This window comes from uncultured Maricaulis sp., from assembly GCF_963975345.1.
Classification (GTDB): Bacteria; Pseudomonadota; Alphaproteobacteria; order Caulobacterales; family Maricaulaceae; genus Maricaulis.
Genome location: NZ_CAXBGE010000001.1, coordinates 284401 through 295953, shown reverse-complemented (window position 1 = coordinate 295953; position 11553 = coordinate 284401). Strand labels below are relative to the sequence as shown.

Sequence of the window (11553 nt, the reverse complement as noted above, 5' to 3'; positions counted from 1 at the left end):
CATCCCATGGAAATCGAAGCAGCCAAGCAAATCGGTGCAGGCATTGCAGCTATCGCCCTCGGCGGCGCTGGCGTTGGTATCGGTACGATCTTCGGCCATTATCTGGCCGGCGCTCTGCGCAACCCATCTGCCGCAGCAGGTCAGTTCACCAATCTTCTGATCGGCTTCGCCCTGACCGAGTTTACCGGTCTGCTGGGCTTCGTCGTGGCGATGATCATCCTGTTCGGTTGATTTTTCTCCACCCGTTCCCATTGCCGTTCAAAGAGCATCGAAGATGATCAATTTCTCCGAATCCACATGGCTGATCGGCCAGGCACAGCCGCATGGCGAAGCCGCCGCCGATCAAGCCCATGCGGTGGTCGAACATGCCGCCGAGACACATGCCAGCAGCGGCTTGCCGCAGCTGGACGTCTCGACCTGGCCGGGACAATTGTTCTGGCTGGCGGTCACCTTCACCGTGCTCTTCATGATGATGTGGAAGGTCGTCCTTCCGCGCATTCGCAATGCGATTGAGGAACGGCGCGACCGTATCGCCGACGATTTGGATACGGCCGCCGACCTCAGGCAAAAGGCTGCCGACTCGGCGACCGAATATGAAAGACTGCTCTCGGAAGCCCGCGCCAAGGCGCATGGTCTGGTCTTGGCCAATCGCGCCGCAGTTGATCAGGAAATGGCTGCCGAAGCGGATCTCGCCGATCTTGAGATCGCCAAGCGTCAGGAAGCCGCCGAAGAGCGGATCGCCGACATGCGGACGAAGGCACTGGCAAAGGTCAATTCGATCGCTGTCGACGCCACACGGGCCATTATCACATCATTGACGGGGGCCGAGCTCGACGACAAATCGATCGAGTCCGCCGTCAGCGACGGTCGCTAAAGGACGCACATCATGAATTTCGACTGGATCCATCCAAACGAGGCCGCCTTCTGGGTCGCCCTGTCGTTCTTCATCATCATCGGTGTGATGATCTATGTCCGCGTTCCCGGCCTGGTCGCCAAGCAATTGGACGCGCGCGCCAAGGGCATTTCCGATGAGATCACCGAAGCGCGGCGCCTGCGCGAAGAGGCCCAGGAGCTGCTCGCCAGCTTCCAGCGCCGGCAGCAGGAAGCCGTTGACGAGGCTGCAGCCATCGTCGCCCAAGCCAAGAATGAAGCCAAAATCCTCAAAAAGCAGGCTCGCGATGATATGGCCGAGCGCCTTGAGCGCCGCACCGTCCTGGCCGAGCAGCGCATCGCCCAAGCCGAATCATCGGCCGCCGCCGAAGTGCGCGCCGCTGCTGCCGATCTGGCAGCCGCCGCCGCCGAACGCCTGCTCACCTCTTCGATGAAGAAGGCGGATCTCAACAAGCTGCTTGATGCCGACATCAAGCTGATCGGCACCCAGTTCAACTAGATCGCGTCAGCATTCCAGATAACAAAAGGCCCGCAGCGATCGCTGCGGGCCTTTTTGTTTGCCGGATTGTCAGCGCCTGGAGCGGCTTATTCGGCCGCTTCACTTTCACCGAAGGCGAAGCGGACACGTTTCCAAACCCATGGGAAGCGACGCAGTCCGTCGGTGATGAAGGTGTGTGCGGTCTTGGAGGCCGCAGCGACCAGCACCAGGCCAAACAGACCCATCGGCAAGCCAATCGGGATAAGTGGGGTCAAGAAAGCGACAGGGACAGCGAGGATCATCAAGATCACGCCGACCGAGATGACGACCGTGCGGATTACAAACACGAGCGCCGCACCGAATGCGTTCGACCGTGCCAATCCGTTCAGAGCCTCGTTCATGCGGTGACCATCCTCTAACCCGTTCTGCCTGGAACGCAGCCAGCATCGAGGCCGGTGAGCGTGACTGAATAGGTAACACGTAATTCGTAAACTTGACCCCAATGCGCGGCAAAAGAGCCGAAATTCAGGCAGTGTCTGCGACTCGTATGAGACCTGTTGTAAATCCGCACCGGATTCCGGCGCTCCGTCAGGCAGCGCCCGCGATCTTGCCGGCGTCCAGATTTTCGCTCCGAACTGGCGATTGCCCAATCGGAAGCGAACCTCCTCCCTCCAAATGAGCCGCAACAGGCGCAAACACAAGGTGGCGATGCCGCGATTTACATGAAAGATTTGTCACAGATGTCGAGTGCCCGTGGGCGGACGGGCCCGTCGGGGGAACAATCAGGCAGGCCCGATCGCGCCACCCCTCAACCTGGGCCGAGGGGTGGAGTCGATATGTCTTATTCCGCCGCGTCGGTAGCAGGCGTCCAGCGCAGCACGGGCTGACGTGCGGCGCGGGTTTCGTCGAGGCGGCGCATCGGGGCGTGGACCGGTGCCGCCAGGAAGCGGGCCGTCTCGCCGGCCTTGGCCGCAACAGCCAAGGCTTCCATCACATCGATGAAGCGGTCGAGCCCGCCCTTGGATTCGGTTTCGGTCGGCTCGATCAGCATGGCGCCGTGGACGACAAGCGGGAAATACATCGTCATCGGATGATAGCCCTCATCGATCATCGCCTTGGCGAAATCGAGCGTCGTCACGCCGGTGCCTTTCAGGAAGCGGTCATCGAACAGGGCTTCATGCATGCAATAGCCCTCGAAGGCCGGCGTCATCACAGTCTTCAGGCGTGCCAGGATGTAATTGGCGTTGAGGACGGCATCGTCGGCGACCTGTTTCAGCCCGTCTGACCCATGGCTCATCATATAGGTGAGCGCACGGGTGAACATGCCCATCTGGCCATGGAAAGCCGCCATGCGGCCAAACGGATGCAGATCCTTGCCTGCCAGCTCGCTCTCATGCTCGGCCATGTGCATGATCGCCATGCCCTTGGGATTATCGCGGTCGATCATCAACAGCGGCAGCGGCGCAAATGGGGCCAGCGCCTCGGACAACACCGTCGGTCCGGCACCCGGCCCACCGCCGCCATGGGGCGTCGAGAAGGTCTTGTGCAGGTTGATATGCATCGCATCGACGCCGAGATCGCCTGGGCGGACGCGCCCGACAATGGCGTTGAAATTGGCGCCGTCGCAATAGAAATAGCCGCCGCAGCCATGGATCAGATCGGCGATCTCACGGATATCGCGTTCGAACAGACCGCAGGTATTGGGATTGGTCAGCATGATGGCGGCGACATCATCGCCGAGCTTGGCTTTGAGCGCTGCCATATCGACGCGTCCGCCGGCATTGGCCGGGATCTCGTCAACGGTGAAGCCGCACTGCACGGCGGTCGCCGGATTGGTGCCGTGGGCCGATTCGGGCACCAGAACGCGGCGGCGATGTGTCTGGCCATCAGCGTCGAGACGGGCACGGATCGCCATCATGCCGCAGAACTCGCCATGGGCGCCGGCTTTCGGCGACAGGGCGACAGCGGGCATGCCGGTCAGGGTCAGCAGCCAATGGGCCAGCACGTCCATCACTTCATAGGCGCCCTGAACGGTGGAAGCCGGTTGCAGCGGATGCACATCGGCAAAGCCGGGCATCCGCGCGACTTTCTCATTGAGGCGCGGATTATGCTTCATCGTGCACGAGCCAAGCGGGTAAAGGCCCAGATCGATGGCGTAATTCTTCCGGCTCAGACGCACATAATGGCGCATGGTTTCCGGCTCTGACAGCCCGGGCAGACCGATCGGCGCCGTGCGCTCGAGCCCGCCAAGGCGGGTCTTGAGGCCTTTGGGTGCCGGAAAGTCGACGCCGGTATTTTCAACGCCGCCGCGCTCGAAAATCAATGGTTCGGCCTGTTCCAGCCCGCGTGAGCCGGAAACGGTGTCGGCATAACCGCCGGTGGCGATGTTTTCGGCCATGCGGGTCGGACGCCCTTGAGTATTCATTGCCATCAGAGGACACCCCGCAAGGCTTTTTCGAACACGATCATATCGCTCTCGGTATTGGTTTCCGTCGCCGTCACGAGGAGGAGATCCTCGAACTGGCCGGGATAGAGGCGGCTGGCGGGCACGCCACCGAGCACGCCCATGCGGGCCAGTTCTTCAACCACCTCGGCCGCCGGCTTGGGCAGGCGCAGGGTGAATTCGTTGAAGAAGCTCGTATTGAGCACTTCAACGCCATCAATCGAGACGAGCCGGTCGGCCAGCTCGCAGGCGGTCTCGTGATTGAGACGCGCCAGCGTGCGCAAGCCGGCTTCGCCGAGCAGCGTCATGTGGATGGTGAAGGCGAGCGAGCACAGGCCGGCATTGGTGCAGATATTCGAGGTCGCCTTCTCGCGGCGGATATGTTGCTCACGCGTCGAGAGGGTCAGCACATAGCCACGGCGGCCGTCGGCATCGACGGTTTCGCCAGCCAGACGCCCGGGCATTTGCCGGATGAAATTGCGCTCATTCTTGCAGGCGAACAGACCAACATAGGGTCCGCCGAAATTGAGCCCGACGCCAATCGACTGGCCCTCACCGACCGCAATATCGGCACCCATATCGCCGGGCGCTTCAACGAGGCCAAGCGAGACGGTTTCAGTGAAGACGGCGATCAAGAGCGCGCCCTTGGCATGGGCAGCTTCAGAGATGGCGCGCAGATCGTGCAGCTGACCGAAAATATCCGGCGTCTGCACCACGACACAGGCCGTGGTCTCGTCGATGGCGGCGATCAATTCGTCCAGACCGCCCAGGCCTGGCTTGGTGACGGCGATCTCGACATCGGAATGCTTGGCCAGCGTTTTGCTCGCCTCAACATAATGCGGATGCACGGTGCCGGCCATGACGGCCTTGTCGCGCTTGGTCACCCGCGCGGCCATCATCACCGCTTCGGCGCAGGCGGTGGAGCCGTCATACATTGAGGCATTGGCGACATCCATGCCGGTCAGGAGCGCGACCTGGGTCTGGAATTCGAACAGGGTCTGCAATGTACCCTGGCTGATTTCCGGCTGGTAAGGCGTGTAGGCGGTGAGGAATTCGGAGCGCTGGATCAGATGATCCACCGTCGACGGGATGTGGTGGCGATAGGCCCCTGCCCCGACAAAAAACGGCACCGAGCCGGCCGACATGTTTTTCGAGGCCATGGCCGACATGGCGCGCTCAACGGCGAGCTCGCCCTGTTGCAGCGGCAAATCGACCGGGTCTTTCAGATGCGCCGCGGCGGGCACGTCGGTGAAGAGCTCGTCCATCGAGGCGACGCCAATCGCTTCGAGCATGGCCTTGCGATCAGAGTCCAAGTGGGGAAGGTAGCGCATGTAATGAGCCTTAAGCGATGTGGGCGTTATAGGCGGCTTCGTCCATCAGCCCGTCGAGCTGGGTAGCGTCGGACAGCTTGATCTTGACGAACCAGCCAGCGCCGGCAGCGTCTTCATTGACCGTGGCCGGGGCATCGTCGAGCGCGGAATTGACCGCAACGATTTCGCCTGCGACCGGGGCATAGACTTCCGAGGCGGCCTTGACCGATTCAACGACAGCGAATTCATCGCCCTTGGCCAACGTCTTGCCGACATCAGGCAATTCGACAAACACGACATCGCCCAGCTGTTCAGCGGCGTGCACGGTGATGCCGACTGTGGCGGTGTCGCCATCGACGGTGATCCATTCATGGTCTTCGGTGTAACGCGTGGTCATGATCTGTCTCCTGTTCCAGCTGGTTCTGGAATGGTTGGAATTAGCCCCGGAAGAAATTATTCGGCACGAAAGGAAGCTTGGTCACGGTCGCCGGGCGCGGCTTGCCGCGCACGATCAGGTCGAGCTCGGTGCCCTCGGCCATTAAATCGCGATCGACATAGCCCATCGCGACCGGACCATTGATCGTCGGGCCGAAACCGCCCGAGGTCACGATGCCGATGATCTTGCCGGCCTTGGTCGCTATCTCGGCACCCTCACGGGCCGGTGCGCCTGTCAGCGTCAGGCCGATACGTTTCTGGGATGTCTTGGCATCGATCTGTTGCTGGATCACGCCCGCGCCCGGAAAATCGCCGCGCTCGCGGCGGGTCTTGGCCAAGGCCCAGATCAGCGAGGCTTCGACCGGCGTGCGGGTGGTGTCCATGTCATGGCCATACAGGCAGAGACCGGCTTCCAGGCGCAGCGAATCGCGCGCGCCAAGACCGATTGCCTCGACTTCATCCTGGGCCAACAGCAGCTTTGCGATATGGACCGCATCGGCCTCGGGAATGGAAATTTCGAACCCGTCTTCGCCGGTATAGCCCGAGCGCGACATCAGCACGTCGACGCCGCCCAAGCTGAAGGCGCCACACTGCATGAAGATCATCTTGCAGGCCTCAGGGCAGAGCCTGGCCATCACATCTTTCGCGGCCGGGCCCTGCAGCGCTAGCAATGCCCGGTCCTCAAGTCGAACCAGCTTGCCCTTGCCAGCCGTACCGGCGGCGAGATGGGCAAAATCCTGATCCTTCATCGCCGCATTGACGATCAGGAACACCCCATCACCATCGGGGCGCGAGACCATCAGATCGTCGCGGATGCCGCCCTGCTCATTGAGCAGGAGGGTGTATTTCTGTTCGCCGGCACCCAGCAGCGCCAGATCACAGGTGAGCAGCGCCTCAAGCGCAGCTTCATCGCCGGTATAGCGCGCCTGACCCATATGCGAGACGTCGAACAGACCGGCCTTCTCGCGCGTCTGCTTGTGCTCACCCATGATCCCGAGCGGATACTGAACCGGCATGTCATAGCCCGCGAAGGGGACCATCTTGCCGCCGAGTTCGACATGCAAAGCGTGAAGCGGGGTTTTATGGAGAATTTCGGTCATTGACGGTTCCTGACAAGAGCGCTGATCCTGCCAGCGGTGTTCCGCCGGCAAGTCGTCGCCCCCGCTGTCCCGTGACCTGAGAGATTCCGCGCGAACCCGCTCTTGCGAGACACGCTTGCTCCGTCGGTGGAGTTGAAGCCTGGCGGCTCCACTCACTTTCCAGCGTTCGTCTCTCTCGCGGTCCGTCTGCCTGAGCGTTTCCGGGGCGGTTGCGCCTTCGGCGCCGGCATATTCGCCGGTCTCTCCCGCGAGGAGATATCACCCGCCAGACGCGTCTCGCGACGGGTCTGGCAGTCGCGGCGCACTCTTAGTATCTGCCGCCGCAGAGTCAATCCACGACCGTCGATAATCATCGCGCCCTGTGGGTAAAATGCCCGGTAATTCGAAGCCGCGACAGCGCTGACTCATGATCAGGCGATTGCGGCCAACAGACAGGCCCGCCGGTTCGCGCTGGTTAGTCGCCCTGATTGGAGAGCGGCAGGCAGGCCATGAGCGCGTTTTGCAGGATGGTCGTGAAGCTCGTCTGGACCTCTGGCGTCATCGCGCCCGCCTCGGCCGCCGCCGTATCGCGTGCCGCCTGCCAGTCTTCGATCAGGCCCTGTTCCCGCGCGGCGCCTTGCGAGCCCAGCGCGAAGACGCGGTAAATCTTGTCTGAAGTCGTGTCGCGCACATGGCTGTCGAAACACGTGCAAAACTCGGTGTGGTCAACGGGCTCGCCGCCACTATGACCGACTTGCTGGATACGGCAGGCCTGTTGCAGCCAGACGGAGTATTGCTGCGGATCTTCGCTGAAAGCAGGGGTAGTGGTCGACTGCAACAACACGGCGGTGGCAATAAGGGCAACAGCGGGCATGTCGATCTTCTCCGAAGCACCGGAGGCAGACTAAAGCTTTACGGCTTTCGCTCCCTCCCCCGTTCGGGGGAGCCGCTACATTCGCTCGGGCGCTTCCAGGCCGAGCAAGCCAAGGCTGAGCTCGAGTTGCTTCAGCGTCGCTTCAGCCAGTGCCAGACGTGAAGCCTTGGTGGCCTCATCCGGAGCACCGAGAATCGGACAGGCCGAATAGAATTTCGAGAAGGCCTGGGCCAGCGAGAAAGCGTGATCGCACAGCGCGTTGGGCGCGCGATTATCGATCGCTTGGTCGACGGCGGCACCAAACGCATCCAGCGCCAACACCAGATCGCGCTCTTCATCGGCCCCGACCGAGATCGCGCCCGGTCGAACACCGGCCTCGGCGGCCTTGCGCATCAGCGATTTCACGCGCACCGCAGCATAGAGCAGATAAGGGCCGGTCTTGCCCTCGAAGCTGGTGAAACGATCAAGGTCGAACACGTAATTGGTCGTGCGATAATTCTGCAGATCGGCGAATTTGATCGCCGCCAGTCCCACCATGCGGGCGACGCGGTCATGTTCCTCGGGGCTGACATCAGCGGCGAGACCGGCCTCCTGAAGCCGTTGACCGGCGCGCTCGATGGCCGAAGAGATCAGATCGGCGAGCCGAAATGTGCCGCCATCGCGGGTGCGCAGACGCTTGCCGTCGGTGCCATTCACCGAGCCGAAATTGACATGCTCAAGCGCACCGTCCTTGACCAGTCCGGCCTTTTCGGCGGCGCGGAAGACTTGCTGGAAGTGATTGCCCTGGGCGCTATCGACGACATAGAGCGTCAGATCGGGGCCGAACGAGGCTTTGCGGTCGAGAATCGTCGCCAGATCGGTCGTGCCGTAGAGCGAGGCACCGCCCGAAGTAACGAGGATGAGTGGCGGCAATTCCTTCTTGTCGTCTTCGCGGGCGATATGGATCACCCAAGCGCCATCGCTTTGCTCGGCGATGCCGCGCTGCTTGAAATCCTCGACCATGGCCGGGATCAGCGGATCGACATCGCTCTCACCCTTCCACAGGTCGAAATGCACGCCGAGCGCATCGAAATCCTGCTTCAGCGCCGCGATTGAGACCGAAATGAAATGCGCCAGCAGGGCCCGATAGCCAGGCCGGCCGGCTTGCAGTTCAGCCGTCGCTTTGCGCGACAGTTCGAGGCGATCAGCGTCGGCCTTCGCCTTCTGGGAGGCCAGCGGGTAGAGGCGCGCCAAATCGTCGATATCGACCGGCGGTTCGTCGGGATATGGGCCTTCGAAGCCCGCGTCGAAATACGGCAGCTCAGGCTGTTCTTCGCGCAACTCGGTGATGAGGTGGCCCATTTGTAGGCCCCAATCGCCGAGATGGATATCGGAGACCACCGTATCGCCGCGAAAGCGTAATAACCGCTGCAGGCTGTCGCCCAGCACGGAGGAGCGCAGATGGCCAACATGCATCGGCTTGGCGACATTGGGGCCGCCGAAATCGATCATCACCTTGCGCGGCGTTGCCGTCACCGGGACTCCGGCGCGCGTATCGGCAGCAACCTCTGCGGCGCGCGCATCATAGGCGCTCTGGGCCGGTGTCAGATTGATGAAACCCGGTCCGGCGATCTCGGCCGCAGCGATCAGCGGATCACCGGCGATAGCGTCGACAAGCTTCTGCGCCAGCTCACGTGGATTCGATTTTGCCAGCTTCGCCGCTGGCATGGCACCATTGCACTGGAAGGGCGCCGTGCCGGATTTGGTCGAGGGCGTGACACGGCCCATCTCCCGCGGCAGCTGCAGGGCCGCGAACGCGTCGCCCAGCCGGGCGCTGAGCTGATCGGCAATTGACGGCATGAAATCAGTCCTGGCCAGCACCCACGCGGAAGCGTTGGCCGGTGCGATTAAAGGCGAGTTGTTCGTCGGTCAGTTCGAAACCGGTGAGGATCTCGAAATTGACCCCCGACGTATCAGCATTGAGACGCGGGATCGAAATCGCATCGATCGTTTCGGTCATGTAGACGCGATCCTGACCGGCACGGAAGCGGACAGTGACCGGGAAAACCTGTTTCTCGATGACAGCGATGTCGCGACGGGTCACGGCGACGAAATATTGATAGGTATGGCTCTCGCCCTGCGCTGCGGGCCCGCGACCGAAGGCCATGTCGAGCTCGAGATTGGCGATGATCGGGTTCTCGCCGGAATAGGTGCACAGCGAACGGACACCCAAAATTTCGCCGGTAAAGCCGATATTCTCGTAACGGACTTCGCCGCCCTGGAGTTCAACGATGCGGTGGGCATCATAGAGCGAAAGTGCCGAGGGACATGGACCGGCATTGGCGACCGGGTCACTGAAAGCCTGAACGACGGTCTGGCAACCCGAAAGCATGAAGGCTGCTGCGGCAAGGATGGCAAAAGAACGCATTGTGCACTACCTGACTTGAATACCCGCCCGGCCTCTGGATAGCGCCAAGCCACTTTGTTAGGACGGTCATACGATGCGCGCGAGGCGTGCGCAACGGTATCGCTGATGGAGAACTGACACCGATGAGTGGCGAGCGCCCCCCCCTTACTGTCCTGCTGGCTGCACCGCGCGGATTCTGCGCCGGCGTCGATCGCGCGATCCAGATCGTTGAGCGTGCGCTGGAGCGTTTCGGCGCTCCGGTCTATGTCCGCCACGAAATCGTCCATAACCGCCATGTCGTTGAGCGTCTCGAAGCGCTTGGGGCTGTTTTCGTCGAGGAACTCGACCAATGCCCCGACGACCGGCCGGTGGTGTTCTCCGCTCATGGCGTGCCCAAACAGGTGCCGGAAGAGGCAAAGCGGCGCAATCTGATCTATGTCGATGCTACCTGCCCACTGGTGTCAAAAGTCCATGTCGAGGCCCAGCGCCACCACGCCACGGATCGCGAAATCGTGTTGATCGGCCATGCCGGCCATCCCGAAGTCGTCGGCACGATGGGGCAATTGCCCGATGGCGCGATCACGCTGATTGAGACGATCGAGGACGTCGCTGACTTCACGCCGCTCAATGCCTCGCGCCTCGCCTTCGTGACCCAGACGACACTCTCCGTCGATGACACCTCGGCGATCGTCGCGGCACTGCAGGCGCGCTTCCCGCAAATCGAAGCGCCGCACAAGGAAGACATCTGCTACGCAACCACCAACCGGCAGGCGGCGGTCAAGGCGCTGGCGCCACGCTCCGACATCGTGTTCGTAATCGGCGCCCCCAATTCGTCCAACTCAGTGCGCTTGGTCGAAGTCGCCAAACGCGCCGGCGCGCCGCGCTCGCAATTGATCTCCAGCGCCGAAGACGTCGACTGGGCTGCGATCCGCGACATCGAGACGGTCGGCATCACGGCCGGCGCTTCGGCACCCGAGGATCTGGTCGAGGACTTGATTGCCGCGTTCAGAGCCCGGTTCGATGTCACTGTCGACAATATTCGGGTCACGGATGAAGATGTTGTGTTCAAGCTTCCCAAGATTGTGGGCTGACAGAAAGGCCCCGGCATGACCCGTTCACAACTCACCCGCTTGGGTCTCATTCTCGTGCCACTCGGCGTGGCCAGCTTCCTCTTGCATGAAGCCGGGCACTATTTCGCCGGGCGCGCCTTCGGTCTGAACATGTTTCTTCAGCTCAATAGCGCCGGTCCGGTTGATGGCACCCTTGAACTGAGCTGGCTGGCGCGCTTTTCGATTCTCGCGGGCGGCCCGGCAGTGACCATTGTTGAGGGCGTGTTGGGTTTTCTGATCGTGCGGCGAATGCCGGTTATTGGCGTTTCGCTGGCCTATTTCGCCTTCTATATGCGGATGTTGTCCTTTGGGATGTCGGTTTTCATCCACCCCAATGACGAAGCCAAAATGGGCGTAATGACCGGCATTGGCATCTATCCGATCCACTTGGCGGTCTGTGCGGTACTGGCCATCCTCGCCGTTCTCGCCATTCGCCGGGCCGGCGGGGGCTGGGGGACTTGGCTGGTCTGTTTTGTGGCTTCGAGCCTGGCCGTCACACTCGCGGTGTTCGGGGATCCGTTGATTGGCCGCATACTCTAGCGCGGCCC

The 11553-nt window shown here is 61.8% G+C and carries 13 protein-coding genes and 1 riboswitch; of the genes, 5 read left to right on the top strand and 8 right to left on the bottom strand.

All coding sequences use genetic code 11. The features are described from left to right. Positions 1–6 precede the first annotated feature (6 nt). From AAC029_RS01350 to AAC029_RS01340, 3 genes are read left to right on the top strand one after another with little or no spacing between them, the layout of a single operon-like run. On the top strand, positions 7–231 hold the full coding sequence (locus tag AAC029_RS01350; protein WP_339743137.1) for a F0F1 ATP synthase subunit C: 225 nt from the start codon (positions 7–9) through the stop codon (positions 229–231). Positions 232–274: 43 nt separating this feature from the next. Continuing rightward, positions 275–874: a F0F1 ATP synthase subunit B' gene (locus tag AAC029_RS01345; protein ID WP_339743134.1), complete on the top strand. Its 600-nt coding sequence runs from the start codon at positions 275–277 to the stop codon at positions 872–874. Between the two features lie 12 nt (positions 875–886). After that, positions 887–1390: a F0F1 ATP synthase subunit B gene (locus tag AAC029_RS01340; protein WP_339743131.1), complete on the top strand. Its 504-nt coding sequence runs from the start codon at positions 887–889 to the stop codon at positions 1388–1390. A gap of 86 nt (positions 1391–1476) precedes the next feature. On the opposite strand, the gene AAC029_RS01335 is transcribed toward AAC029_RS01340, so the two are convergent. The 8 genes from AAC029_RS01335 to AAC029_RS01300 form a co-directional block, all read right to left on the bottom strand. Continuing rightward, entirely contained in the window at positions 1477–1770 is a 294-nt protein-coding gene (locus AAC029_RS01335) for a hypothetical protein (RefSeq protein WP_339743128.1), read from the bottom strand. A gap of 440 nt (positions 1771–2210) precedes the next feature. Further along, the gene (gcvPB, locus tag AAC029_RS01330; RefSeq protein WP_339743125.1) at positions 2211–3800 is read right to left on the bottom strand and encodes an aminomethyl-transferring glycine dehydrogenase subunit GcvPB; all 1590 of its coding nucleotides are present in this window, start codon (positions 3798–3800) and stop codon (positions 2211–2213) included. Then, positions 3800–5143: an aminomethyl-transferring glycine dehydrogenase subunit GcvPA gene (gene gcvPA, locus AAC029_RS01325; RefSeq protein ID WP_339743122.1), complete on the bottom strand. Its 1344-nt coding sequence runs from the start codon at positions 5141–5143 to the stop codon at positions 3800–3802. The genes gcvPB and gcvPA overlap by 1 nt, the downstream gene beginning before the upstream one ends. Positions 5144–5153: 10 nt before the next feature. Then, on the bottom strand, positions 5154–5519 hold the full coding sequence (gcvH, locus tag AAC029_RS01320; protein ID WP_339743119.1) for a glycine cleavage system protein GcvH: 366 nt from the start codon (positions 5517–5519) through the stop codon (positions 5154–5156). Between the two features lie 40 nt (positions 5520–5559). Beyond that, positions 5560–6657: a glycine cleavage system aminomethyltransferase GcvT gene (gcvT, locus tag AAC029_RS01315; RefSeq protein ID WP_339743117.1), complete on the bottom strand. Its 1098-nt coding sequence runs from the start codon at positions 6655–6657 to the stop codon at positions 5560–5562. Between the two features lie 168 nt (positions 6658–6825). Continuing rightward, a riboswitch (glycine riboswitch) is annotated at positions 6826–6915 on the bottom strand. Between the two features lie 196 nt (positions 6916–7111). Continuing rightward, on the bottom strand, positions 7112–7510 hold the full coding sequence (locus AAC029_RS01310) for a hypothetical protein (protein ID WP_339743114.1): 399 nt from the start codon (positions 7508–7510) through the stop codon (positions 7112–7114). A gap of 75 nt (positions 7511–7585) precedes the next feature. After that, positions 7586–9349, bottom strand: coding sequence for an arginine--tRNA ligase (gene argS, locus AAC029_RS01305; protein ID WP_339743112.1), 1764 nt, complete (start codon positions 9347–9349; stop codon positions 7586–7588). Positions 9350–9353: 4 nt separating this feature from the next. After that, positions 9354–9917, bottom strand: coding sequence for a hypothetical protein (locus AAC029_RS01300; RefSeq protein ID WP_339743110.1), 564 nt, complete (start codon positions 9915–9917; stop codon positions 9354–9356). A gap of 122 nt (positions 9918–10039) precedes the next feature. Between AAC029_RS01300 and ispH the strand changes: the two genes are divergently transcribed. Both ispH and AAC029_RS01290 read left to right on the top strand, forming a co-directional pair. Then, entirely contained in the window at positions 10040–10987 is a 948-nt protein-coding gene (gene ispH / locus AAC029_RS01295) for a 4-hydroxy-3-methylbut-2-enyl diphosphate reductase (protein ID WP_339743108.1), read from the top strand. Positions 10988–11002: 15 nt separating this feature from the next. Beyond that, the gene (locus AAC029_RS01290) at positions 11003–11545 is read left to right on the top strand and encodes a hypothetical protein (RefSeq protein WP_339743105.1); all 543 of its coding nucleotides are present in this window, start codon (positions 11003–11005) and stop codon (positions 11543–11545) included. Positions 11546–11553 lie beyond the last annotated feature (8 nt).